Genomic DNA, 24,372 nt, shown 5'->3' on the forward strand with positions numbered 1-24,372 from the left:
GCAGGGTGCGGGCGGGCCGAGGTTCCGGCCCGCACCGCGGGCGGAGGCGGCGTCAGCCGACCGCGCCCTCCATCTGAAGCTCGATCAGGCGGTTCAGCTCCAGGGCGTACTCCATCGGGAGCTCCTTGGCGATCGGCTCGATGAAGCCACGGACGATCATGGCCATCGCCTCGTCCTCGCTCAGACCCCGGCTCATCAGGTAGAAGAGCTGGTCGTCGCTGATCTTGGAGACGGTCGCCTCGTGCCCCATCGACACGTCGTCCTCGCGGATGTCGACGTACGGGTAGGTGTCCGAGCGCGAGATGGTGTCGACCAGCAGCGCGTCGCACTTGACCGTGCTCCGGCTGTGGTGCGAACCCTCCAGCACCTGCACCAGACCGCGGTACGAGGTGCGGCCGCCGCCACGGGCGATCGACTTGGAGATGATGGACGAGGAGGTGTGCGGCGCGGCGTGCACCATCTTGGCGCCCGCGTCCTGGTGCTGGCCCTCGCCGGCCATCGCCACCGAGAGCACCTCGCCCTTGGCGTGCTCGCCGGTCATGTAGACCGCCGGGTACTTCATCGTCACCTTGGAGCCGATGTTGCCGTCGACCCACTCCATGGTCGCGCCCTCATGGCAGACGGCGCGCTTGGTGACCAGGTTGTAGACGTTGTTCGACCAGTTCTGGATGGTCGTGTACCGGCAGCGCGCGTTCTTCTTGACGATGATCTCCACGACGGCGCTGTGCAGCGAGTCCGAGGAGTAGAGCGGCGCGGTGCAGCCCTCGACGTAGTGCACGTACGCGCCCTCGTCGACGATGATCAGCGTCCGCTCGAACTGGCCCATGTTCTCCGTGTTGATCCGGAAGTAGGCCTGCAGCGGGATCTCCACGTGCACGCCCTTCGGCACGTAGATGAACGAGCCACCGGACCAGACGGAGGTGTTCAGGGCGGCGAACTTGTTGTCGCCGACCGGGATCACCGTGCCGAAGTACTCCTTGAAGACGTCCTCGTGCTCGCGCAGCGCCGTGTCGGTGTCCAGGAAGAGGACGCCCTGCTCCTCAAGGTCCTCACGGATCTTGTGGTAGACGACCTCGGACTCGTACTGCGCCGCGACACCGGCGACCAGACGCTGCTTCTCCGCCTCCGGGATGCCCAGCCGGTCGTAGGTGTTCTTGATGTCCTCGGGCAGGTCCTCCCAGCTGGTGGCCTGCTTTTCGGTGGACCGCACGAAGTACTTGATGTTGTCGAAGTCGATGCCGGTGAGGTCCGCGCCCCAGGCCGGCATCGGCTTGCGGCCGAACAGCCGCAGACCCTTGAGGCGCAGGTCGAGCATCCAGGCCGGCTCGTTCTTCTTGGCCGAGATGTCCCGCACCACTGCCTCGTTGATGCCACGCTGGGCGACCGCCCCGGCGGCGTCCGGGTCGGACCAGCCGTACTCGTAGCGACCCAGGGCGGCGAGCTGCTCTTCCTGGGTCAGGGGCTGGACGATCTGCTCGGTCATCTATCTGTCCTCACAGTGGTGACGGGATTACCGGATTGAGCGCGGCCCGGCTGGGTCGGGATGTGCGTGGTGCACACCCCGTCGCCGTGCGCGATGGTGGCCAGGCGCTGTACGTGGGTGCCGACCAGACGGGAGATCACCGCGGTCTCGGCCTCGCACAGCTGGGGAAACTCGGCGGCCACGTGCGCCACCGGGCAGTGGTGCTGGCAGAGCTGGCCGCCGGAGGCGATCGTGGTCGCGTTGGCAGCGTAACCCTCGGCGGTGAGCGCTCCGGCGAGTGCCTCAGCCCGCGCGAGGGGGTCGTCGCCGGCGTCCTCCATGGCGGCGCGGCAGCGCGTCTCCAGTGCGGACACCTGCTCGGTGGCGAACGCCTCGACCGCGTCCGGGCCTCCGCTGCGGGCGATCCAGCGCAGCGCGGCGGTGGCCATGTTGTCGTAGTGGTGTGTGCCACAGCGGACCCGGGCCGCGTCGGTCAGCACGAACACCTTGGCCGGACGCCCCCGACCGCGGCTCCCCCGCACCGTCTGGTCGCGGGCGACGACGTCACCGTCGGCGAGCATCGCGTCCAGGTGCCGGCGGATCGCCGCCGGGCTGAGGCCGAGCGCCAGACCGAGCTGCGCGGCGGTGGTCGCGCCCCGCTCCAGCAGCAGCTGGGTGACGCGGTCCCGGGTGGAGATCTCCGTCGTGGCGCCGCCCAGCGCGGACGACGAGGCCCCGATGAGGGCGGACGCGGACGCGCCGACGGCCTGGGCAGCCGTCGGCTGGTGCCCGGAGAGCGCCGCCGCGTTTTTCACAACGCCAACGTTACGTAATTACCCGGAGGGTCGCAAACCCGGGCCCCGGTGATCCGAACCACCGGGCCGGCGGAGTCGGACGAACCTCGAGCACTACGGTGCGTAGGATTTGGGCCGTGAACCGCATCGTCCGTCCGGTCTCCGGTCTCCTGCTGCGCCGCCTCGCGCTCGCCTCGATCATCGCGAACGTGGCCATCGTCGTCACCGGCGGGGCGGTCCGGTTGACCGCGTCGGGCCTCGGCTGCCCCACCTGGCCCCGGTGCACCGACGACTCGTACGTCACGACACCCGAGATGGGCGTGTACGGCGTCATCGAGTTCAGCAACCGGATGCTCACCTTCGCGGTGGGCCTGATCGCGCTGGCCACCGTGCTGGCCGTCCTGGCATACCGGCCCCGCCGCCGCGGGGTGCTGACCCTCGCCGTCGCCGTCTTCCTGGGCATTCCCGCCCAGGCGGTGATCGGTGGCATCACGGTGCTCACCAACCTCAACCCGTGGGTGGTCGGGCTGCACTTCCTCGCCTCGATGGCGGTGCTCGCCGCCGCGTACGCCCTCTGGCGGCGGGTCGACGAACCGGACGCCCCGACGGTCGCCGTGGTGCCCTCCCCCCTGCGCACGCTGGCCCGGGTCACCACCGGCGTCACCGTCGCGGTGCTGGTGATCGGCACCTGGGTCACCGGCAGCGGCCCGCACGCCGGCGACCATGGCGCGGCCCGCAACGGACTGGACCCGGAGTCGATCTCCCAGGTGCACGCCGACGGCGTCTTCCTGCTGATCGGCCTGTCGGTGGCGTTGATCTTCGCGTTCCGCGCGGTCGGCGCGGCGCGGGCCACCCGCGCCGCCGTCGTCCTGCTCGCGGTGGAGCTGGGTCAGGGGCTCATCGGCTTCGTGCAGTACTTCACCCACGTGCCGGCGATCCTGGTCGGCGCGCACATGCTCGGCTCGTGCCTGGTGCTGCTGGCCGCCCTCTCGGTCCAGTGGTCCACCCGCGAACGCCGCCCGGTGGCATCGGCGCCGCAGGCCACCGCGACCGAGGTCGAAGCCGTCCCGGTCACCGCCTGACACCGCACCGAGCACCCGCCACCCGCGCCCCGCAGGCGCAGGCCCGCGCCCGAGCACCCCGTCACCCCGCGCCCGGCCGTCACCCCGCGGCGATCTTGCACTTTCCTCAAGATCTACACAACATCGGGGATGTTGCTGCTTCCCGGCCGGGCGAGGCAGCAACATCCCCGATGTTGCGCGGATCTTCGAGGTACGCCCACGGCCAGGCGGCGGGGTGGGAGATCAGGCTCAGCGGGTCAGGTGGGTGGCTATCGCGGTGGCGAGGCGATCGGGGGCGCCGTCGGCGTACCCGATGAAGAGCGACGGCTCGGTCAGCTCCAGTTCGACCAGGACCGGGTCGCCGTCCGGGCCGGGGATCAGGTCGACCCGGGCGTAGAGCAGTCGACGCGTGCCACCGGGCACCGCGGCGAGGGTCCGCTCGGCGACCGCCAACTGCTCGGGGTGCGCGGCTCGGGAGCTGATCTCCTCGGCCTTGTAGAGACCGTCCGGGCCGAGATCCGGGCCGGTCAGCATCGGGCCCTTGCGGATGGCGTGGCTGTACGCGAGCCCGTCCGGGCCGGCCAGGAAGAGCAGCGCGGTCTCGCCCTCGCTGTCGACGGCGCTCAGGTACGGCTGGACCATCGTCGTGCGGCCGGCGGCGGAGAGGCGGTGTACGTGGGCGCGGGCCAGGTCGCGGTGCTCCGGGTCGGCCAGGTCGTACCGGCCGGTGTCCTGGCTGCCGGCGCTGACCGAGGGCTTGAGCACGTACTCGCCCGTCCCGGCGGGCGGCGACCAGGTCTCCCCCGGCTCGACCCAGGACGTCGGCACGGTCGGCACCCCGGCGGCGCTCAGCTCGGCCAGGTAGCGCTTGTCGGTGTTCCACCGCACCACGTCGGCCGGGTTGACCAGCGCGGGCACGGACGCGGCCCAGGCGACGAACTCGTCGCGGCGCAGGGCGTAGTCCCACGGTGAGCGGAGCACGACGAGGTCGTACGAGGACCAGTCGACGGCCGGGTCGTCCCAGACGACCGCCTCGGCGGCGATCCCCCGGGCGCTGAGCGGGTCGAGGACGAGACGGTCGTCGGGGTCGAGGTTGACCAGCTCGGTGCAGGTGACGAGAGCGACCCGGGGTTCCCCCCGGGTCGACTGGTGGTGGTTGGTCAATTCAGCTGTCTATCTCAACGGGCCATCGTGCGCCGGGCCATCGACCGCCAGAGGTCGTTGCTCGGTCGCATCTGGTCCATCAGTTCACGCTCCCAGGCGTTCTCGACGGTGACTCCCGCCTTGGCGCACGCCTCCCGAGCGGTGACGGTGTCCTCGGCGAACTGGTCGCCCCACTCACCGTCGGCGCCCACGAGGACGATCCGTGCGCCGCGCTTACCGACGTACTCGATGACGGCCTTCGCGCCGCCGTGCGCGGCGGCGAACGACTGAAGGCCTGCGACCAGGCCGTGCGGGGCCTGCTCGCCGGCGGTCTGCTCAGCCGTCAGCGTCGTATCGGAACCATCTGCCATGACGCGAAGCCTAAGCAGAGTTGCACTCGCGCGTGCGAGAACCATGAACCTTTTGTGATGCCAATTACCTACAGGTTTAAGGATGAGCACAGACTTCCTGTCCGGTTATATCCGGACTTTCCTGCACTAATCACTTGGGCAAATCAGGGTTCACCACCCGCAGGTTGAGTCGATCCGACTCATGGCGAAAGTTACTCTCATGTGACGTTAAACCCGGACAACTCATCCACGACCATGATTAGTCTGCGGATTTCCGGTGCACCGCCGCGGGACGTCCGCGCGACAGGCGTCAGATCAGCGCGTCGAGCGCGACGGCCACGAAGACGATCGTCAGGTACGTCGTCGACCAGTGGAACAGCCGCATCGGCTTGACCGCCTCGCCGCGGGTCGCCCGCCGGCAGAGCCGGTGCGCCTCGACGATGAAGATGGCGCCCACGACGAGGGTCGGCACGCCGTAGATCGCGCTGAGGCCCAGCGGCCAGACCGCGAGGGAGGTGAGCACGGTGAGCCACGCGAAGATCAGGATCTCGGCGTTCACCCGCCGGATGGAGGCCACCACCGGCAGCATCGGGATACCGGCGCGGGCGTAGTCGTCCTTGTACTTCATGGCGAGGGGGTAGAAGTGCGGCATCTGCCAGAAGAAGACCACGGCGAACAGGCCCCAGGCCGCCGGGGCGAGCCCGCCGGTAACCGCCGCCCACCCGATCAGCACCGGAGCGGCCCCGCAGGCGCCACCCCAGAACGTGTTCGTCGGCGTGGAGCGCTTGAGCCAGAGCGTGTAGACGACGTCGTAGTAGACGATCGCGGCGAGCGTCAGCCCAGCGGCGAGCAGGTTGGTGAACGCCGCCATCAGGACGATCGAGATCGCCGCCAGCACCAGGCCGAAGACGAGCGCGCTACGCGGCGACACCGTGTGCGCCGGCAGCGGACGCCGCTTGGTCCGCCGCATCAACTGGTCGATGTCCCGGTCGATGTAGCAGTTGAGCACGCTGGCCGCCCCCGCGGCGAGCGAGCCACCGATGAGCACCACTGCCATCAACCACAGCGACGGCAGACCCCCCTCGGCGAGCATCATCGCCGGGACGGTGGTGACCAGCAGCAGTTCGACGATGCGCGGCTTGGTGAGCGCCACGTACGCCGACACGATCGCGCGCACGTCCCGCCGCGCCACCGGACCCTCGGCCGCCCGGGCCGGGGACTGCCCGGCGGGGTTGCTCGCGGGGCGCTCGGTGATCATGCTCACGGATTGCCACCTTCCGGCATCGGCACGGGGAGATCGAGTCGGGCGGGGCCCACTTGCGACCGCACACCGACCCACACACTACGCGTTGTCGTTTTGGCTGCCCGGCCGACCCGACAACGGTGCGGGCCGTCACACCACCGGGTTGAACGACTCGCTGCCCTGTCCCGTACCGCAGACCATGCAGAGATCCCCGGGCGGACGTTTAGTCACGCTCGATAGGGTCACCAGTGAGGGTTCCGCCCATCTGCCGAGGAGCACAACCATCGTGGCTGCCAACCGACCTGAGCACTCTGAACTCAACTGGTCCGACCTCGATCGCCGGGCTGTCGACACCGTCCGCGTTCTGGCCATGGATGCCGTCGAGAAATCCGGCAACGGCCACCCGGGCACCGCGATGAGCCTGGCGCCCGCGGCCTACCTTCTCTTCAACCGGGTCATGCGGCACAACCCGGCCGACCCGAACTGGCCCGGCCGGGACCGGTTCGTGCTCTCCGCCGGGCACTCCAGTCTGACCCTCTACATCCAGCTGTTCCTGTCCGGCTACCCGCTGAGCCTGGCCGACCTCAAGTCGCTGCGGCAGTGGGGCTCGCAGACCCCGGGTCACCCGGAGCACGGTCACACCCCGGGCGTCGAGACCACCACCGGTCCCCTCGGGCAGGGCCTGGGCAACGCGGTGGGCATGGCCATGGCGGCCCGCCGCGAGCGCGGCCTGTTCGACCCGGAGGCCGAGCCGGGCAGGTCGGTCTTCGACCACAACATCTGGTGCATCGTCTCCGACGGCGACATCGAGGAGGGCATCAGCCACGAGGCCAGCGCCCTCGCCGGGCACCAGCAGCTGGGCAACCTCACTGTCGTCTACGACGACAACGAGATCTCGATCGAGGACGACACCCGCATCGCCAAGAGCGAGGACGTGGCGGCCCGCTACGAGGCGTACGGCTGGCACGTGCAGACTGTCGACTGGCGCAGCGGTGACGCCGACCAGGGCGACTACCACGAGGACGCCGAGGCGCTGTACCGCGCGCTGGTGGCCGCCAAGGCCGAGACCGGCCGTCCCTCCTTCATCGCGCTGCGCACCATCATCGGCTGGCCCGCGCCCAACAAGCAGAACACCGGCAAGATCCACGGCTCGGCGCTCGGCGCCGACGAGGTGAAGGCCACCAAGCGGATCCTCGACTTCGACCCGGAGCAGACCTTCCAGGTCGACGAGGAGGTGCTCGCGCACGCCCGCAACGTGATGGGCCGCAGCTCGGACGCCCAGCAGGAGTGGACCGTCTCGTTCGACGCCTGGAAGAAGGCGAACCCGGAGCGCACGGCGCTCTACGAGCGGATGGCCGGCCGGGTGCTGCCGGACGGCTGGACCGAGGCGCTGCCGGTCTTCCCCGCCGACGCCAAGGGCGTGGCCACCCGGGCCGCCTCCGGCAAGGTGCTCGAGGCGCTCGCGCCGGTGCTGCCGGAGCTGTGGGGCGGTTCGGCCGACCTGGCCGAGAGCAACAACACCACGATGAAGGGCGAGCCGTCGTTCATCCCGGCCTCGCACGCCACCAAGGACTTCCCCGGCCACGAGTACGGCCGCACCCTGCACTTCGGCATCCGTGAGCACGCCATGGGCGCGATCCTCAACGGCATCGCCCTGCACGGCGGCACCCGCCCGTACGGCGGCACGTTCCTGGTGTTCAGCGACTACATGCGCCCGTCGGTGCGGCTGGCCGCGTTGATGAAGCTGCCGGTGACGTACGTCTGGACGCACGACTCGATCGGCCTGGGCGAGGACGGCCCGACCCACCAGCCGGTGGAGCACCTGACCGCGCTGCGCGCCATCCCGGGCCTGGACGTGGTCCGCCCGGCGGACGCCAACGAGACGGCGTGGGCCTGGCGGCAGGCGCTGGAGCACACCGACCGGCCGACCGCGCTGGCGCTGAGCCGCCAGCCGCTGCCGACCCTGGACCGGGACGTCCTGGGTGCCGCGGACGGGGTGGCCAAGGGCGGCTACGTGCTGGCCGAGGCGTCCAACGGCAAGCCGCAGGTGATCATCGTCGGCACCGGCTCCGAGGTGCAGCTCTGCCTGACCGCCCGGGAGCGGCTGGAGGCCGACGGCACGCCGACCCGGGTCGTTTCGATGCCCTGCCAGGAGTGGTTCTACGAGCAGGATGAGGCTTACCGGGAGTCGGTGCTCCCGCGCGGGGTAAAGGCACGGGTGAGCGTGGAGGCCGGGATCGCCATGTCCTGGCGCGGCATCGTCGGTGATCTCGGCGAGAGCGTCAGCCTGGAGCACTACGGGGCGAGCGCCCCGCACACCGTGCTCTTCGAGCAGTTCGGGTTCACCCCCGACCGGATCGTGGCGGCGGCACACGCCTCGCTGGCCCGGGTGGGCGACATCACCGGTTTCACGACCGGCAACTGAGGGAGCGTGGACGGCATGACGGACAAGCTGAATGAGCTCACCGCCGCGGGTGTGGCGGTGTGGCTCGATGATCTTTCCCGGGTACGTTTGAGCTCCGGCGGGCTGGACCAGCTCCGCCGTGAGAAGCACGTCGCCGGCGTCACCACCAACCCGACGATCTTCGCCAAGGCGTTGAGCGACGCCGACGAGTACAACTGGCAGCTGCGTGACCTCGCCATCCGTGGCGTGGACGTGGAAGAGGCCGTACGGATGCTCACCACGTACGACGTACGGTGGGCCTGCGACGTGATGCGCCCGTCGTACGACGGCAGCGCGGGCGTGGACGGCCGGGTCTCGATCGAGGTGGACCCGCGCAGCGCACACGACGCGGACAAGACGGTCGCCGAGGCCAAGGCGCTGTGGTGGCTGGTCGACCGGCCCAACCTCTTCATCAAGATCCCGGCCACCGAGGAGGGCCTGTCGGCGATCACCGACACCCTCGCCGAGGGGATCAGCGTCAACGTGACGCTGATCTTCGGCCTGGACCGCTACTCGGCGGTCATGGAGGCCTTCCTGGCCGGTCTGGAGCAGGCCAAGGCCAACGGGCACGACCTGTCGAAGATCGGCTCGGTCGCGTCGTTCTTCGTCTCCCGGGTCGACTCCGAGGTCGACAAGCGGCTGGAGAAGGTCGGCTCCGACCAGGCCAAGGCGCTCAAGGGCAAGGCCGCGGTGGCCAACGCCCAGCTGGCGTACGAGCGCTACACCGAGGTCTTCTCCTCGGACCGCTGGAAGGCCCTGGAGGCCGCCGGAGCGCACCCGCAGCGGCCGTTGTGGGCATCCACCTCGACCAAGAACCCGGACTACCGGGACGTGATCTACGTCGAGGAGCTGATCGCCCCCGGCACGGTCAACACCATGCCGGAGTCGGTCATCCACGCGTACGCCGATCACGGCGAGACGCGCGGCGACACCGTGACCGGCGCCTACGACGCGGCCCGGAAGGTCTTCGCGGACCTGGAGTCGGTCGGGGTGGACATGGCCGACGTGATCGCCACCCTCGAGCGCGAGGGTGTGGAGAAGTTCGAGGCGAGCTGGCAGGAGCTGCTCGACGGCGTCAGCAAGTCGCTGAAGGCGGCGGGCACCGGCACGGGCGCTCCGAACAAGGCTGCCAAGGGCAACGCCAAGGCCGCCGAGAAGGCCGGTGGCGCGTGAGCGAGCGAATCAGCAAGCGGCGAAGCGGAGTGACGGCATGAGCGACCTTCTCGCAGGGCCGGTGGAGGCAGCCGCCGGGCTCGCCGTGTACGGCGCGGACGCGGTCGACAAGTCCGCGCCCGCCTCGACCCGGGAGGCGCTGGTCAAGGCCGGCGTCCCCGGCAAGCTGGCCGCCAAGGACGCGGGCCTGTGGGGTCCGGACGCCGAGGCCGAGGCGAAGATCCGGCTCGGCTGGGTGGACACCCACCGGCGCAGCCGGGAGCTGCTGGCGCAGCTCGCCGAGCTGAGCGCGGAGCTGGCCGACCTGGACCACGTGGTGCTCGCCGGCATGGGCGGCTCGTCCCTCGCCCCCGAGGTGATCACGCGGACGCTGGGCCGGCCGCTGACCGTGCTGGACACCACCGACCCGGGCCAGGTCCGGGCGGCCCTGGGTGACCGGCTGGAGCGCACCGTGGTGGTCGTCGCCAGCAAGTCCGGCTCGACGGTGGAGACCGACAGCCACCGTCGCGCCTACTGGCAGGCGTTCCTGGACGCCGGGATGACCGAGGCGGAGGCCGGCCGGCACTTCGTCATCGTCACCGACCCGGGTTCGCCGCTGGAGGCCACCGCGGCCGAGATGGGCGCGTTCACCGTGCTCGCCGACCCGAACGTGGGCGGTCGGTACTCGGCGCTCACCGCGTTCGGGCTGGTGCCGTCGGCGCTGGCCGGCGTCGAGGTCGCCGAGCTGCTCGACCAGGCCGACGCGTTGGTCGAGTCGCTCGCCTCGGACCGCGACAACCCGGCGTTGGCGTTGGGCGCCGCGCTGGGCGCGGCCGCCACGCTGGCCCGTGACAAGGTCGCCCTGGTGTCCGACGGCACCGGCATCGACGGCCTGGGCGACTGGGCCGAGCAGTTGATCGCCGAGTCGACAGGCAAGGCCGGGGTGGGCATCCTGCCCGTCGTGGTCGAGTCCCCGCAGAGCCCCGGCGCCACCGGGCCGGACGTGCTGACCGTCAGCTACGGCGGCGCGTTGGCCGCCGGTGACGTGCCGGGCGGCGGCGCCGACCCGGACGTGGCCGTCAACGGCCCGCTCGGCGCGCAGTTCCTGGCCTGGGAGTACGCCACCGCGGTGGCCGGCGTGGTGCTCGGCATCGACCCGTTCAACCAGCCGAACGTCACCGAGTCCAAGGAGAACACCAACAAGATCCTGGCCTCGGGTCTGCCGGCCGAGACGCCGTCGTTCACCGAGGGCGCGATCGAGGTGTACGCCCCGCAGGGCGCCCCCGGTGACCTGGTCGGCGTGCTGCGCTGGCTGCTCGACGGGTTGGGCGAGGACGGCTACCTGGCCACGATGGCCTACCTGGACCGGTTCGCCGACGCCGACGCGGCCCGGCTGCGTCCGCTGCTGGCCGAGGCGAGTGGCCGGCCGGTCACCTTCGGCTGGGGGCCACGGTTCCTGCACTCCACCGGCCAGTACCACAAGGGTGGCCCGCAGGTGGGCAGCTACCTTCAGGTGACCGGCGCGGTCGCCAAGGACCTGGCGGTGCCGGGCAAGCCGTACACCTTCGGTGAGTTGCAGGCGGCACAGGCCGCCGGCGACCGGCAGGCCCTCGCCGGCCGGGAGCGTCCGCTGCTGCGGCTGCACCTGACCGACCGGGCAGCCGGCGTCGCCCAACTACTCGACGCGGCCGGTGAGCTGCGGGCGTGAGGATGGACGCTGTGACTGAAGCGGAGCGAGAAGGCGGTTCGGTGAACCCGCTACGCGACCCGCAGGACCGCCGGTTGCCCCGGATCCCCGAGCCGTGCGCTCTGGTGATCTTCGGGGTGACCGGCGACCTGGCCCGCAAGAAGCTGCTCCCCGCGGTCTACGACCTGGCGAACCGGGGGCTGCTGCCGCCCGGTTTCGTGGTGCTCGGCTTCGCCCGCCGAGACTGGGGTGACGGCGACTTCGAGACCCTCGCGTGCGAGGCGGCCCGCAAGCACGCCCGCACCCCGTGGCGGGAAGAGGTGTGGGCGCGGCTGGCCGGCAACATCAAGTTCGTCGGCGGGTCGTTCGACGACGACGCGGCCTTCGACCAGCTCGCCTCGACGCTGGACGACCTGCGGCAGACCCACGGCATCGCCGGCAACGCGGCGTTCTACTTCTCCATCCCGCCGGCCGCGTTCCCCGTCGTGCTCAAGCAACTGGCCCGCACCGGGATGGCCGACAACGAGAAGTCCGGCGGTTGGCGCCGGGTCGTGGTGGAGAAGCCGTTCGGCAACGACCTGCCGTCGGCGAAGGCGCTCAACGACCTCGTCGACGACGTGTTCACCCGCCAGGACGTCTTCCGGATCGACCACTACCTGGGCAAGGAGACCGTCCAGAACATCCTGGCCCTGCGGTTCGCCAACAACCTGTTCGAGCCGCTGTGGAACTCGAAGTACGTCGACTCGGTGCAGATCACCATGGCCGAGGACGTCGGCATCGGCAGTCGGGCCGGTTTCTACGACACCGTCGGCACCGCCCGTGACGTGCTCCAGAACCACCTGCTCCAGCTCCTGGCGCTGGTGGCGATGGAGGAGCCGACCAGCTTCGACGCCGACGAGATCCGCGCCGAGAAGCTGAAGGTGCTCAAGGCGATCACCCTGCCCAAGGACGTGGCCCGGGACACCGTCCGCGGCCAGTACCTGCCCGGCTGGGTGGGCGGCGAACGCGCGGTCGGCTACCGGGAGGAGCAGGACGTCCCCGCCGACTCCACGACGGAGACGTACGTGGCGGTGCGGCTCGGCATCCAGAACCGGCGCTGGGCCGAGGTGCCGTTCTACATCCGGGCCGGCAAGCGGCTGCCCCGGCGGGTCACCGAGGTCGCCATCATGTTCAAGAAGGCGCCGCACCTGCCGTTCAACGACGCCGACATGGAGTCGCTGGGCAACAACCAGCTCGTCATCCGGGTGCAGCCCGACGAGGGCGTGGTGCTCAAGTTCGGCTCGAAGGTGCCGGGCACCACGATGGAGGTCCGCGACATCGCGATGGACTTCCAGTACGGCGAGGCGTTCACGGAGTCCAGCCCGGAGGCGTACGAGCGGCTCGTCCTGGACGTGCTGATCGGGGACCGCACCCTGTTCCCGGACGCGGCCGAGGTCGAGCAGAGCTGGCAGGTGATCGACCCGCTGGAGCACGCCTGGGAGGGCACCACGCCGGAGCCGTACCGCGCCGGCGAGTGGGGGCCACGGGCTGCCGACGAGATGCTGGCCCGCGAGGGCCGCGCTTGGAGAAGAGCATGATCGGGCTGTGGGACACCACCGGCAACGAGGTGGTCAAGGCGCTTGCCGCCGAGCGGCGCAGCGCCGGTGGTGTGGCCAGCGGCATGGCGCTCACCCTCATCGTGGTGGTGGACGAGAAGCGGGTCCGCGAGGCGGAGGCCGCGGCGACCATCGCCGCCGCGGCCCACCCGTGCCGGCTGGTGGTCGTGGTCCGCTCCGACATCGAGCGGGAACGCAACCGGCTGGACGCCGAGATCGTGGTCGGTGGCCGGCTCGGCCCCTGCGAGGCGGTGGTCACCCGGATGTACGGGCGGCTCGCCCTGCACGCCGAGTCGGTGGTGATGCCGCTGCTGGTGCCGGACGTGCCGGTGGTCACCTGGTGGCACGGCGAGCCGCCGGCGGAGATCGCCACCGACTTCCTCGGGGTGGTAGCCGACCGGAGGATCACCGACACGGCGCAGGCCACGGACCCGATCGAGGCGCTGCGGCAGCGCGCCCGGGACTACGCCCCGGGTGACACCGACCTGGCGTGGACGCGGATCACCCCGTGGCGGACCCTGGTCGCCGGGGCGTTCGACACCACCGAGGCGAAGGTCACCGAGGCGACTGTCGTCGCGCCGCCCAGCGACCCGACGGCGGCGCTGATGGTCGGCTGGCTGTCCAGTCGGCTCGGCATCACCCCGCGCCGGGTCGACAGCGACGAGTTCCCCCGGATGCGGGAGGTGCAGTTGACCTGCGCCAACGGCGACCGCCTGACGCTGACCCGCGAGGACAGCCTGGCGGTGTTCCGGCGGACCGGTCAGGACGACCGGACCCTGCCGCTGGTCCGTCGGCCGCTCGGCGACGAGCTGGCCGAGGAGCTGCGCCGGCTGGACGCGGACCAGGTGTACGCGGAAGCGCTGGGCGCGACCGCCGGTCTGCGGGGTCTGGAACAGCGCCCCCCGCAGCGGGTGCACGTCTGGAAGGATCCGGCCACGGCCCAGCGCGCCGAGGCCGGGGTCACCGCGCACACCGGCACGAGCGGCGAGAGCTGAGCAGCACCACACCCGAGGGCCGGGACGCCATGTCCCGGCCCTCCACCGCCACCTCCGGACGTTCCGTCCGGGCAACGACGCGACAGCGACCGCCCAGCGGTCGGGAAACGAAGGCACAACCCATGAGTGAGGCGAGTGTCGCCGTCCACGCCGACGCCGACCTGCTGGCGCAGGCCGTGGCTGCCCGGCTGCTGGTGAAGTTGCTCGACGCCCAGGCCGACCGGGGCGAGGCCGCGATGGTGCTCACCGGTGGGCGCATCGCCGCGGCCGTGTACCGGGCGGTGGCGCAGTTGCCGGCCCGCGACGCGGTGGACTGGTCGCGGGTCGACGTGTGGTGGGGTGACGAGCGGTTCCTGCCCGCCGGCGACCCGGAGCGTAACGAGACCCAGGCCCGCGCCGCCCTGCTGGACGTGGTGCCGCTGGACCCGGCCCGGGTGCATCCCATGCCGGCCTCCGACGGGCCGGCCGGCAACGACCCCGAGGCGGCCGCCGCCGCGTACGCCGACGAGTTGGCCCGCGCCGCCCGGCCGGGGCACGCCGCGCTGCCGCACTTCGACGTGCTGATGCTGGGCGTCGGTGAGGACGGGCACGTCGCCTCGGTCTTCCCGGAGCACCCGGTGCACTACGAGACGCGGCCGGTCAGCGCGGTGCGGGGCAGCCCGAAGCCGCCGCCGGTGCGGACCACGCTCACCCTGTCGGCGATCAACACCGCCGAGGAGGTCTGGCTCGTGGCCGGCGGCGCCGACAAGGCCCGTGCGGTGGGCATGGCGCTGGCCGGCGCCGGCCCGGTGCAGCTGCCGGCCGCCGGGGTGCACGGCGTGGACCGCACCCGCTGGCTGCTGGACCGCGCGGCGGCCGCTGACGTGCCCGCCCGGCTGCGGAGCCTGCGCTGAGCGACGGTGCGGCCCCCGACGCGGGGGCCCGCACCTAGCTTTCGCCCCGGCGGCGGCGCAGCGCGGCGAGCGCCTCCGCCAGCAGCGCCTCGCCCTCCTCGGCGGTACGCCGCTCCTTCACGTACGCCAGGTGGCTCTTGTAGGGCTCGGCGCGGACCCGTCCGGGCGGGTTCTGCGCGTCCGGACCGGCGGGGAGCCCGCAGCGGGGGCAGTCCCACAGCGGCGGCGCCGTGGCGTCGGCCGCGATGCGGATGTCGGTCTGGTGGTCGTTGCGACACCAGTAGGTGACGTCCTGTCGGGGTGCGGGTTGGTGCCGCTCGTCCGGGCGCATGGGTGCGGACCCGACGCGGGCGCCGCGGATGACGTTGCCACTGGGCACGGCTGCTCGCTCCTGTCGTCGGAGGGGACCCGCCGCCGTCGGGGATGGGCGGCGGGCGACGCGGTGCAGCGGAGAAAAGACTGCGCGCGGCCCGTCGAGTGACGGACCGCGCGCAGATTGTACGACTTCGCGGACCTGCTCAGGTGCCGCTGTTCAGCTGGAGACGGAGCCAGAGCCCCAGCCCGACGATCGCCGCGAACCAGACGACACCCACCAGAACGGTGTAACGGTCCAGGTTCTTCTCGGCCACCGAGGAGCCGGCGAGGCTGGAGCTGACGCCACCGCCGAACATGCTCGACAACCCGCCACCCTTACCGCGGTGCAGCAGGATGAGCAGGGTGAGCAGGATGCTCGTGATGACCAGCAACACGATCAACGTGTATGCGAACCAGATCGGCATGGCTGGGGGCAGTCCTCTCGTAGCGATCCTCGCCCGGACAGGTCGGGCACGGCGGCACCGGCCGGTGGACGGGCGGTGTCCAGGATAGCGAGCGATCAGCGAGCGATGTGCTCGGGGAACCGGCAGATCTGCGCGAATTCTTCGGCGTCCAGGCTGGCGCCACCCACCAGGCCACCGTCCACGTCCGGCTGGCCCATGATCAAGGCGACGTTGGACGCCTTGACCGAGCCGCCGTAGAGGACCCGGACCGCGTCGGCGGTCTCGGCGTCGAAGCGCTCCGCCAGCCGCTGGCGGACCGCGCCGCAGACCTCCTGCGCGTCCTCGGGCGTCGCGGTCTTGCCGGTGCCGATCGCCCAGACCGGCTCGTACGCGATGACGACCTGGCGCACCTGCTCGGCCGTGAGCCCGGCGAGGCCCCCGTCGAGCTGGTCGGCGCAGTGCGCCACGTGGGTGCCCTGCTCGCGGACGTCCAGCCCCTCCCCCACGCAGAGGATCGGGGTCAGGCCGTGCGCGAGCGCCGCCTTCACCTTCGCGTTGACCACCCCGTCGTCCTCGTGGTGGTAGGCCCGCCGCTCGGAGTGCCCGACCACCACGTACGTGCAGCCGAGCTTGGCGAGCATCGCGCCGGAGATGTCCCCGGTGTACGCGCCGGAGGCGTGCGGGGAGAGGTCCTGCCCGCCGTAGCCGATCAGCAGCTTGTCGCCGTCCACAGCCGTCTGCACGGTGCGCAGGTCGGTGAACGGCGGCAGCACCACCGTCTCGACCTCGGTGAGCTGCTTCTCGGTGAGGCTCGCGGCCAGCTTCTGCACGAGCAGGTTGGCCTCGAGGTGGTTGAGGTTCATCTTCCAGTTGCCGGCCATCAACGGCCGGCGGGTCGTGCTCGCCATGCTCAGTTCTCCAGGGCCGCGATGCCGGGGAGGGTCTTGCCCTCCAGGTACTCCAGGGAGGCGCCGCCGCCGGTGGAGATGTGACCGAAGCTCGATTCGTCCAGGCCCAACGCCCGCACCGCCGCGGCGGAGTCGCCGCCACCGACGACGCTGAACGCGTCGGCCTTGGTGATCGCCTCGGCGATCCCCCGGGTGCCGGCCGCGAACGCCGCCATCTCGAACACGCCCATCGGGCCGTTCCAGAAGATCGTCTTCGCCTGCGACAGGGCGGCGGCGAAGCCGGCGACCGTCTCCGGGCCGATGTCCAGACCGAGCCGGTGGCTCGGGATGCCGTCGACGCGGACCGTGTCGTGCGCGGCGTCCGGGGCGAACGCGTCCGCGACCACCACGTCGACCGGCAGCATGATCTTGCCGCCGGAGCGCTCCAGCAGGTTGCGGCAGGTCTCGACCATGTCCTTCTCCAGCAGCGAGGTGCCCACCTCCAGGCCCTGGGCCTTGAGGAAGGTGAAGCACATCCCGCCGCCGATGAGCAGCCGGTCGACAGTCGGCAGCAGCGCCTCGATCACCGCGAGCTTGTCGGAGACCTTGGAACCGCCCAGCACCACCACGTACGGCCGCTCGGGCTCGCTGGTGAGCTTGGAGAGCACCTCGACCTCACGCAGCACCAGCCGGCCGGCCACGTGCGGCAGCCGCGCCGGCACGTCGTAGACGCTGGCGTGCTTGCGGTGCACGGCGCCGAACGCGTCGTCCACGTACGCGTCGCCGAACGCGGCGAGCTGATCGGCGAAGGCGCCCCGCTCGGCCTCGTCCTTGCTGGTCTCCCCCGCGTTGAAACGCAGGTTCTCCAGCAGGGCGACCTGGCCGTCGGCCAGGCCCGCGACGGTGGAGCGGGCCGAGTCGCCGACCGTGTCGGTGGCGAAGTGCACCGGAGCGCCGAGCAGCTCACCGAGCCGCCCGGCGACCGGGCTCAGGCTGAACTGCGGGTCCGGCGTGCCCTTCGGGCGGCCCAGGTGCGAGCAGACGACCACCTTCGCGCCGGCCTCGACCAGCGCACCGAGGGTCGGCAGCACCGCGCGGATGCGCCCGTCGTCCGTGATGGCGCCGGACTGCTTGTCGAGCGGGACGTTCAGGTCGGCGCGCACCAGCACGCGCCGACCCGACACCCCCTCGGCGAGCAGGTCGTCGAGGGTCCGGATGCTCACAGCGACGAACCGACCAGCTTGACGAGGTCGACCAGGCGGTTGGAGTAGCCCCACTCGTTGTCGTACCAGCCGACGACCTTGACCTGGTTGCCGACGACCTTGGTCAGCGGCGCGTCGAAGATGCACGACGCCGGGTCGGTGACGATGTCGGTGGAGACGATCGGGTCCTCGTTGTAGACCAGGATGCCCTTGAGCGGGCCGTCCGCGGCGGCCTTCAGCGCGGCGTTGACCTCGTCCACGGTGGTCTCGCGACCCACGTTGACGGTGAGGTCGGTGACCGAGCCGGTCGGGATCGGCACCCGCAGCGCGTACCCGTCGAGCTTGCCCTTCAGGTCCGGCAGCACCAGGCCGATGGCCTTCGCGGCGCCGGTCGAGGTCGGGACGATGTTCAGCGCGGCGGCCCGGGCGCGACGCAGGTCCGAGTGCGGCGCGTCCTGGAGGTTCTGGTCCTGGGTGTACGCGTGGATCGTCGTCATCAGACCGTGCTGGATGCCGAACGTGTCGTGCAGGACCTTCGCCATCGGCGCGAGGCAGTTGGTGGTGCACGAGGCGTTGGAGATGATGGTGTGCTTCGCCGGGTCGTAGGTGTCCTGGTTGACACCCATGACGACGGTGACGTCCTCGTTCTTCGCCGGGGCGGAGATGATGACCTTCTTGGCCCCGCCGTCGACGTGCGCCTTGGCCTTGGTGGCGTCGGTGAAGAAGCCGGTGGACTCGATGACGACGTCGGCGCCGACCTCGCCCCACGGCAGCTTCGACGGGTCCTTCTCGGCGTACGCCTTGATGGTCTTGCCACCGACGGTGATCTCGTCGGCGGTGGCCTTGACCTCGTACGGCAGGCGGCCGAGGATGCTGTCGTACTTGAGCAGGTGGGCGAGCGTGGCGTTGTCGGTAAGGTCGTTCACCGCCACGACCTCGATGTCGGCGTCGGACGCCAGCACTGCCCGGAAGAAGTTACGGCCGATTCGGCCGAAGCCGTTGATGCCAACCCGGATGGTCACAGGTCCCATCTCCTCGCGTTCTGGTCTGCCGGCTTCAGACAACGGGCCGGCGGAGTGGTGTGCGCCGACCGTTGGAGCCGGCCGTTGACGGTTCGTCTCGGCACCCCGCCGCGGTCTGAGGACCTGACCGCCCGAGGCGGTAAGCACGACGAGGAGTGCCTGTGTCGGCCCCCTTGCCGTACTCAGCGACCTTATCCGAGCGCGTGAGAGCACGCCGCGCCGGGGCGTGGTCCCGGCGCACCGTACGGCCCCACCGTCCTATCAGACCACGAGCATGTCGGGTGTGACGGCCGCTTCGGTATCCGGGATGCCGAGGTCCCGGGCCCGCTTGTCGGCCAGCGCCAGCAGACGGCGGATCCGTCCGGCGATGGCGTCCTTGGTCAGCGGAGGTTCGGCCAACGCGCCCAGCTCCTCCAGCGACGCCTGCCGGTGCTCCAGGCGCAGCCTCCCCGCGTCGGTGAGGTGGTTGGGCGCCTCGTCGGCAAGGATCTCCAGCGCCCGGGTCACCCGGGCCGCGGCGGCGACGGCGGCACGCGCCGAGCGGCGCAGGTTGGCGTCGTCGAAGTTGGCCAGCCGGTTGGCGGTGGCCCGCACCTCGCGGCGGACCCGTCGCTCCTCCCAGGCCAGCACGCTGGAGTGCGCGCCGATGCGGGTGAGCAGCGCGGCGATGGCGTCGCCGTCCTTGACCACCACCCGGTCCACCCCGCGCACCTCGCGGTTCTTCGCGGTGATGCCGATCCGCCGGGCCGCGCCGACCAGCGCCAGCGCCGACTCCGGCCCCGGGCAGGTGATCTCCAGCGCGCTGGAGCGGCCGGGCTCGGTGAGCGAGCCGTGCGCCATGAACGCTCCCCGCCACGCCGAGACCGCGCAGCAGACGTTTGCCGCCACCACGTGCGGGGGCAGCCCGCGCACCGGCCGACCGCGCACGTCCAGCAGGCCGGTCTGCCGCGCGAGCGCCTCACCGTCCTTGACCACGCGGACTATGAAGTGGCTGCCCTTGCGCAGCCCACCGGACGCCAGCACGTGGATCTCGCTGGGGTAGCCGTAGACCTCCGCGATCTCCCGGCGCAGCCGACGCGCCACCGCGCCGGTGTCCAGCTCAGCCTCCACCACCACACGGCCGGAGACGATGTGCAGCCCGCCGGCGAAGCGCAGCAGCGCCGCCATCTCCGCCCGCCGACAGCAGGGCTTGGGCACGTCGACCCGACTCAGCTCGTCCTTGACCGCAGCCGTCATCGCCATTGTGCGTCCCCTCACGGACCTGTTCCGGCGTGTCGCCGGAGATTACGTACGTGTCTAACGATCGGCGCCCAGGACAGGCACCAGCGCGGCGCCCAGGGCAGCCGGATCATGGCGGGGAGTGCCGTCGGTGACGGCGACGGGGGCGAGGACCAGGCGGGCACCCAGCGATTCTGCCGCACGTTCGACCGGTTCAGGGTCACCCACCGCCTTGGCGTCCGCGAGCACGAGATCGACCTTGAGTTCGGGCAGGTACCAGCGCAACGCCGCCAGATGATCGGCGACCGAGAGGCCGAGGGTCTCCTTCTCCGCGGCCAGGTTCAGCGTGACGAGCCGCCGGGCCGAGCTGGACACGATCGCGTCGGCCAGCTGCGGCACCAGCAGGTGCGGAAGAACACTCGTGTACCAGCTGCCCGGCCCGAAGATCAACCAGTCCGCCGCGCCGATCGCCGCCAGGGCCTCGGCGCAGGCCGCCGGGGCGGCCGGGGTGAGACGCAGCGACTCGACCCGCCCGGTGGTGACCGCCACCTGGTGCTGACCGCGTACGGTCCGCACCTCGTCGGGGGCGCTCGGGTCGGCGCCGCGCACCCGCGCCTCGATGCCTACCGGCTGGCGCGACATCGGCAGGACCCGCCCGACCGTGCCGAGCATCGCCCCGGCGTGTTCCAGCGCCGCCACCGGGTCGCCGAGCAGCTCCATGAGGCCGCAGAGCACCAGGTTGCCCACCGCGTGCCCGGCCAGGCCGTCGGAGCGCGCCGCCGGTTCCGCGCCGCGCGACTCCGGGCCGCCCGCCGCCGTCAGGTCCGCGTCGGTCCCGTCCCGCGGGGGTACGCCGACAGCCGGCACGGCGGCGAAGCGGTGCTGGAACAGACCGGCGCTGCGTCGGGTGGCCGGGTGGTCACCGGCCAGGGCCACCAGCGCCTGGCGCAGGTCACCCGGGGGCAGGCCGCCCCGTTCGGCGCGCAGCCGGCCGCTGGAACCGCCGTCGTCGCCGACCGTGACCACCGCGGTGATGTCCAGGTCGAGTTCGGGGGCGCAGTGGCGCAGCGCACGCAGCGACGCGGACAGCCCGTGCCCTCCGCCGAAGGCGACCACCCGACGCGCCGTCATTCCCGCCCCAGGTCGCGGTGCTGCGCGTTGGCGGCCAGCCCCGACTGGCGCAGCCGACCGGCCAGCTCCTCGGCGATGGCCACGCTGCGGTGTTTGCCGCCGGTGCAGCCCACGGCGACGGTCAGGTACCGCTTGCCCTCCCGCTCGAACCCGGTGGTGGTGGCGTTGACCAGGTCGGCGTACGAGGCGACGAAGGCGTCCGCGCCCTCCTGGCCCAGCACGTACGCGCTGACCGCCTCCTCCCGACCGGTGTGCTCGCGCAGCTCCGGCACCCAGTACGGGTTGGGCAGGAACCGGGCGTCCAGCACGAAGTCGGCGTCCGGCGGCAGTCCGTACTTGAAGCCGAACGACAGCACGGTGACCCGCAGCCGGCGGGCGTCCTCGCCGCCGAACAGCTCCTCGATGCGCCGACGCAGCTGGTTGACGTTCAGGTGGCTGGTGTCGATGATCACGTCGGCCTGGTCGCGGGCCTCCTCCAACAGCCCGCGCTCCACGGCGATGCCGTCGGCCAGCCGCCCGTCGCCCTGCAACGGGTGCGAACGCCGGACGCTCTCGAAGCGCCGGATCAGCACCTCGTCGTCGGCGTCGACGAACACCACCCGGGGCGAGAAGCCCCGCTCCTTGAGTTCGCGGATCGCCCCGGCCAGGTCGGTGGAGAAGGCCCGCGAACGGACGTCCAGGACCATCGCCGTACGCCGGGCCGCGCCGCCGGCCTTGAACGCCAGCTCGGCCATGTCGAGCATGAGCGCCTGCGGCAGATTGTCCACGACGTAGTAGCCGACGTTCTCCAACGCCCGCGCGACGGTGCTGCGACCGCCACCGGACAACCCGGTGACCACCACCAGAGTGGTCTCCGACTCGGCCGCCGGCTGCCCGTCACCGGCTGTGTGCGCCTCGCTCACCCGTACCCCCAAGCCGTGGCGCCGCGGCCGCCATCGGCCGCGATTGGTCAATCAGCGACTCTATCCCGCCGGCCGACGCCGGGTCGGGCGCGTCCGCTCCCGGGTAGCGCGGGTCGCCCTCCCGACAGGCCGCACCCTTGGCGGCTGTCAGTAGCCATCTGTGCGCTTCGCGCGATCGCCGCAGGTCAGGGCCGACATTCCGGAGGTCTCCGCCGAGCAACGTACGGGGTTGGGGCCGCTTCGCCCCGCCGAGCGGCCCGGCCGACCGGTCCAGCTGACCGCTCGCCCGTCCGGTGTGCCCGGGTGCGCCGAGCGAGTGGTGTCGGGGTCGGCTCGTAGACTCCGCGGATGGCTTCCCCCACCGACGTGCGAGCCGAGGCCGCGCTGGACGCGCTGCGCCGGGTGTTCGGCTACGACGCCTTCCGCGGTTTCCAGCAGCAGGTCATCGACCATGTCGTCGCCGGTGGCGACGCGCTGGTGCTGATGCCCACCGGTGGCGGCAAGTCGCTGTGCTACCAGATCCCGGCCCTGGTCCGCGATGGTGTCGCGGTCGTCATCTCCCCGCTGATCGCGCTCATGCAGGACCAGGTGGACGCGCTCACCGCGGTAGGTGTCCGCGCCGGCTTCCTCAACTCCACCCAGACCCTGGACGCCCGGCGGCGGGTGGAGGCCGCGTTCGTCGCCGGCGAGCTGGACCTGCTCTATCTGGCCCCGGAGGCGCTCGGCGTCCGGTCCACCCTCGCCCTGCTCGACCGGGGGCGGATCTCCCTGTTCGCGATCGACGAGGCGCACTGCGTGTCCCAGTGGGGGCACGACTTCCGGCCCGACTACCTCGCGCTGTCGATGCTGCACGAACGCTGGCCGCAGGTCCCCCGGATCGCGCTGACCGCCACCGCGACGAGCGCCACCCGCCGCGAGATCGCGACCCGACTGGGGCTCGACGACGCCCGGCACTTCGTGGCCAGCTTCGACCGCCCCAACATCCAGTACCGGATCGTGCCCAAGCGGGAACCCCGCAAGCAGCTGCTGGCCCTGCTGCGCGACGAGCACCCCGGCGACGCCGGGATCGTCTACTGCCTGTCCCGCGCCTCGGTGGACAAGACCGCAGAGTTCCTCGTCGCCAACGGGGTCGCCGCCCTGCCGTACCACGCCGGTCTGGACGCGGCCACCCGCGCGGCCAACCAGCAACGCTTCCTGCGCGAGGACGGCCTGGTCATGGTGGCCACCATCGCCTTCGGGATGGGCATCGACAAGCCGGACGTACGCTTCGTCGCCCACCTCGATCTGCCCAAGTCCGTCGAGGGCTACTACCAGGAGACCGGCCGCGCGGGCCGCGACGGACTGCCGTCCACCGCCTGGCTGGCGTACGGCCTCCAGGACGTGGTCCAGCAGCGCAAGATGATCGAGACGTCCGACGGCGACCTCGCGCACCGGCGCAACCTCGCCGCACACCTGGACGCGATGCTCGCGCTCTGCGAGACGGTCCGCTGCCGACGGGTGCAGCTGCTCGAGTACTTCGGCGAGACCACCCCGACGGCCTGCGGCAACTGCGACACCTGCCTCAACCCACCGGAGTCGTGGGACGGCACCGTCGCCGCCCAGAAGCTGCTCTCCGCCATCTTCCGCCTCGACCGCGAACGCAACCAGCGGTTCGGCGCCGGGCACTGCATCGACATCCTGCTCGGCAAGCAGACCGACAAGATCAGCCAGTACGGTCACGACGCGCTGACCGTCTTCGGCATCGGCACGGAGTTGAGCGAGGCCGAGTGGCGGGGCGTGGTCCGGCAACTCCTCGCCGAGGGGCTGCTCGCCGTGGAGGGCGACTACGGCACCCTCGCCCTGACCGAGGCCAGCGCCGACGTCCTGGGCCGCCGCCGCACCGTCACGATGCGCCGCGAGCCGGAGCGGCCGGTGTCGAGCCGGTCGTCGAAGCCGCGCGGCGCGGCCACCGTCGTCGCCGAGCTCACCCCGGCGGCCGCGTCGGTCTTCGAGCGGCTGCGCGCCTGGCGGGCGGCCACCGCCAAGGAGCAGGGCGTCCCGGCGTACGTCATCTTCCACGACGCCACCCTCCGGCAGATCGCGGGCGACGCGCCCACCTCGCTGGCCGAGCTGTCCCGGGTCAGCGGGGTCGGCGAGAACAAGCTCGCCAAGTACGGCGAGCAGATCCTGGCCGTCCTCGCGGCCGACTGACCTGGACATGCGACAAGGGCCGGACCCCTGTGGTGGGGTCCGGCCCTTGTCGGATATGTGGCAAGGGCCGGACCCCACGATCGGGGTCCGGCCCTTGTCGGTTGGTGCGTTGGTGTGACGGTCAGCTGGTGGCGTAGCCGCGGGTGGCGATCCAGTCGGCGAGGTGGTCGACGGTGACCTGGTAGGAGGCGGTGTTGGGGTCGGCGGAGTCGGCGATGGTGACGGTGGTGCCGTTGTCGCGGTA

At 71.5% G+C, this 24,372-nt stretch carries 21 protein-coding genes and 1 pseudogene; 8 read left to right on the forward strand and 14 right to left on the reverse strand.

The window, feature by feature from the left end; translation table 11 throughout:
• Positions 1-52: 52 nt before the first annotated feature.
• Together sufB and B0E54_RS24815 are read right to left on the reverse strand one after the other, a co-directional pair.
• Positions 53-1,483 (reverse strand): Fe-S cluster assembly protein SufB, encoded by a 1,431-nt coding sequence (sufB, locus tag B0E54_RS24810; RefSeq protein WP_234588434.1) that lies wholly within the window; start codon positions 1,481-1,483, stop codon positions 53-55.
• Positions 1,480-2,202 (reverse strand): metalloregulator ArsR/SmtB family transcription factor, encoded by a 723-nt coding sequence (locus tag B0E54_RS24815; protein WP_234588466.1) that lies wholly within the window; start codon positions 2,200-2,202, stop codon positions 1,480-1,482. Before B0E54_RS24815 ends, sufB begins: the two co-directional genes overlap by 4 nt.
• A gap of 173 nt (positions 2,203-2,375) precedes the next feature.
• Between B0E54_RS24815 and B0E54_RS24820 the strand changes: the two genes are divergently transcribed.
• Positions 2,376-3,338, forward strand: a complete 963-nt coding sequence (locus B0E54_RS24820; protein ID WP_374109314.1) for a heme A synthase — start codon at positions 2,376-2,378, stop codon at positions 3,336-3,338.
• 228 nt (positions 3,339-3,566) lie between these two features.
• Here B0E54_RS24820 and B0E54_RS24825 read toward each other — a convergent pair whose 3' ends face one another.
• From B0E54_RS24825 to B0E54_RS24835, 3 genes are all read right to left on the reverse strand, one after another.
• Entirely contained in the window at positions 3,567-4,481 is a 915-nt protein-coding gene (locus B0E54_RS24825) for a RimK family alpha-L-glutamate ligase (RefSeq protein ID WP_234588436.1), read from the reverse strand.
• A gap of 14 nt (positions 4,482-4,495) precedes the next feature.
• Positions 4,496-4,831 (reverse strand): hypothetical protein, encoded by a 336-nt coding sequence (locus B0E54_RS24830; RefSeq protein ID WP_234588438.1) that lies wholly within the window; start codon positions 4,829-4,831, stop codon positions 4,496-4,498.
• A 289-nt stretch (positions 4,832-5,120) separates the two neighbouring features.
• Positions 5,121-6,074 (reverse strand): heme o synthase, encoded by a 954-nt coding sequence (locus tag B0E54_RS24835; RefSeq protein WP_234588439.1) that lies wholly within the window; start codon positions 6,072-6,074, stop codon positions 5,121-5,123.
• Between the two features lie 265 nt (positions 6,075-6,339).
• On the opposite strand from B0E54_RS24835, the gene tkt reads away from it, so the two are divergent.
• From tkt to pgl, 6 genes are all read left to right on the forward strand, one after another.
• A complete protein-coding gene (gene tkt, locus B0E54_RS24840; protein WP_234588440.1) occupies positions 6,340-8,478 on the forward strand; it encodes a transketolase in 2,139 nt (712 codons plus the stop codon).
• A gap of 15 nt (positions 8,479-8,493) precedes the next feature.
• The gene (tal, locus tag B0E54_RS24845; protein WP_234588441.1) at positions 8,494-9,669 is read left to right on the forward strand and encodes a transaldolase; all 1,176 of its coding nucleotides are present in this window, start codon (positions 8,494-8,496) and stop codon (positions 9,667-9,669) included.
• 37 nt (positions 9,670-9,706) lie between these two features.
• Complete coding sequence (locus tag B0E54_RS24850) at positions 9,707-11,356, forward strand: glucose-6-phosphate isomerase (RefSeq protein ID WP_234588442.1); 1,650 nt, start codon at positions 9,707-9,709, stop codon at positions 11,354-11,356.
• A 2-nt stretch (positions 11,357-11,358) separates the two neighbouring features.
• Positions 11,359-12,912: a glucose-6-phosphate dehydrogenase gene (gene zwf, locus B0E54_RS24855; protein ID WP_234588467.1), complete on the forward strand. Its 1,554-nt coding sequence runs from the start codon at positions 11,359-11,361 to the stop codon at positions 12,910-12,912.
• Positions 12,909-13,925 carry a glucose-6-phosphate dehydrogenase assembly protein OpcA gene (locus tag B0E54_RS24860; RefSeq protein ID WP_234588443.1) on the forward strand — a complete coding sequence of 339 codons (1,017 nt, stop codon included), beginning with the start codon at positions 12,909-12,911 and terminating at the stop codon, positions 13,923-13,925. The genes zwf and B0E54_RS24860 overlap by 4 nt, the downstream gene beginning before the upstream one ends.
• A gap of 122 nt (positions 13,926-14,047) precedes the next feature.
• The gene (gene pgl, locus B0E54_RS24865; RefSeq protein ID WP_234588444.1) at positions 14,048-14,818 is read left to right on the forward strand and encodes a 6-phosphogluconolactonase; all 771 of its coding nucleotides are present in this window, start codon (positions 14,048-14,050) and stop codon (positions 14,816-14,818) included.
• Positions 14,819-14,852: 34 nt separating this feature from the next.
• On the opposite strand, the gene B0E54_RS24870 is transcribed toward pgl, so the two are convergent.
• The 8 genes from B0E54_RS24870 to rapZ form a co-directional block, all read right to left on the reverse strand.
• On the reverse strand, positions 14,853-15,197 hold the full coding sequence (locus B0E54_RS24870; RefSeq protein ID WP_234588445.1) for an RNA polymerase-binding protein RbpA: 345 nt from the start codon (positions 15,195-15,197) through the stop codon (positions 14,853-14,855).
• Positions 15,198-15,336: 139 nt separating this feature from the next.
• Positions 15,337-15,597 carry a preprotein translocase subunit SecG gene (gene secG / locus B0E54_RS24875; protein WP_234588446.1) on the reverse strand — a complete coding sequence of 87 codons (261 nt, stop codon included), beginning with the start codon at positions 15,595-15,597 and terminating at the stop codon, positions 15,337-15,339.
• A 95-nt stretch (positions 15,598-15,692) separates the two neighbouring features.
• Positions 15,693-16,484, reverse strand: coding sequence for a triose-phosphate isomerase (tpiA, locus tag B0E54_RS24880; RefSeq protein ID WP_234588448.1), 792 nt, complete (start codon positions 16,482-16,484; stop codon positions 15,693-15,695).
• A gap of 2 nt (positions 16,485-16,486) precedes the next feature.
• A complete protein-coding gene (gene pgk, locus B0E54_RS24885) occupies positions 16,487-17,686 on the reverse strand; it encodes a phosphoglycerate kinase (protein WP_234588450.1) in 1,200 nt (399 codons plus the stop codon).
• Positions 17,683-18,687, reverse strand: coding sequence for a type I glyceraldehyde-3-phosphate dehydrogenase (gene gap / locus B0E54_RS24890; protein WP_234588452.1), 1,005 nt, complete (start codon positions 18,685-18,687; stop codon positions 17,683-17,685). Before gap ends, pgk begins: the two co-directional genes overlap by 4 nt.
• A gap of 261 nt (positions 18,688-18,948) precedes the next feature.
• A complete protein-coding gene (whiA, locus tag B0E54_RS24895) occupies positions 18,949-19,929 on the reverse strand; it encodes a DNA-binding protein WhiA (RefSeq protein WP_074312802.1) in 981 nt (326 codons plus the stop codon).
• Between the two features lie 54 nt (positions 19,930-19,983).
• Positions 19,984-21,036, reverse strand: a complete 1,053-nt coding sequence (locus tag B0E54_RS24900; protein ID WP_234588455.1) for a 2-phospho-L-lactate transferase CofD family protein — start codon at positions 21,034-21,036, stop codon at positions 19,984-19,986.
• On the reverse strand, positions 21,033-21,938 hold the full coding sequence (gene rapZ / locus B0E54_RS24905; protein WP_234588457.1) for an RNase adapter RapZ: 906 nt from the start codon (positions 21,936-21,938) through the stop codon (positions 21,033-21,035). Before rapZ ends, B0E54_RS24900 begins: the two co-directional genes overlap by 4 nt.
• Positions 21,939-22,286: 348 nt before the next feature.
• Between rapZ and recQ the strand changes: the two genes are divergently transcribed.
• Positions 22,287-24,128: a DNA helicase RecQ gene (recQ, locus tag B0E54_RS24910; RefSeq protein WP_234588460.1), complete on the forward strand. Its 1,842-nt coding sequence runs from the start codon at positions 22,287-22,289 to the stop codon at positions 24,126-24,128.
• 121 nt (positions 24,129-24,249) lie between these two features.
• On the opposite strand, the pseudogene B0E54_RS24915 reads toward recQ, so the two are convergent.
• Positions 24,250-24,372, reverse strand: a pseudogene (locus B0E54_RS24915) (phytochelatin synthase); the annotation flags it as partial.

This window comes from Micromonospora sp. MH99 (assembly GCF_021442385.1).
GTDB lineage: Bacteria > Actinomycetota > Actinomycetes > Mycobacteriales > Micromonosporaceae > Micromonospora.

Excerpts from the sequence above, each read along its gene's own strand:
- sufB (WP_234588434.1), bottom strand. The coding sequence starts at position 1,483 with ATGACCGAGCAGATCGTCCAGCCCCTGACCCAGGAAGAGCAGCTCGCC.
- B0E54_RS24830 (WP_234588438.1), bottom strand. The coding sequence starts at position 4,831 with ATGGCAGATGGTTCCGATACGACGCTGACGGCTGAGCAGACCGCCGGC.
- tal (WP_234588441.1), top strand. The coding sequence starts at position 8,494 with ATGACGGACAAGCTGAATGAGCTCACCGCCGCGGGTGTGGCGGTGTGG.
- B0E54_RS24850 (WP_234588442.1), top strand. The coding sequence starts at position 9,707 with ATGAGCGACCTTCTCGCAGGGCCGGTGGAGGCAGCCGCCGGGCTCGCC.
- zwf (WP_234588467.1), top strand. The coding sequence starts at position 11,359 with ATGGACGCTGTGACTGAAGCGGAGCGAGAAGGCGGTTCGGTGAACCCG.
- B0E54_RS24860 (WP_234588443.1), top strand. The coding sequence starts at position 12,909 with ATGATCGGGCTGTGGGACACCACCGGCAACGAGGTGGTCAAGGCGCTT.
- pgl (WP_234588444.1), top strand. The coding sequence starts at position 14,048 with ATGAGTGAGGCGAGTGTCGCCGTCCACGCCGACGCCGACCTGCTGGCG.
- secG (WP_234588446.1), bottom strand. The coding sequence starts at position 15,597 with ATGCCGATCTGGTTCGCATACACGTTGATCGTGTTGCTGGTCATCACG.
- tpiA (WP_234588448.1), bottom strand. The coding sequence starts at position 16,484 with ATGGCGAGCACGACCCGCCGGCCGTTGATGGCCGGCAACTGGAAGATG.
- whiA (WP_074312802.1), bottom strand. The coding sequence starts at position 19,929 with ATGGCGATGACGGCTGCGGTCAAGGACGAGCTGAGTCGGGTCGACGTG.
- B0E54_RS24900 (WP_234588455.1), bottom strand. The coding sequence starts at position 21,036 with ATGACGGCGCGTCGGGTGGTCGCCTTCGGCGGAGGGCACGGGCTGTCC.
- recQ (WP_234588460.1), top strand. The coding sequence starts at position 22,287 with ATGGCTTCCCCCACCGACGTGCGAGCCGAGGCCGCGCTGGACGCGCTG.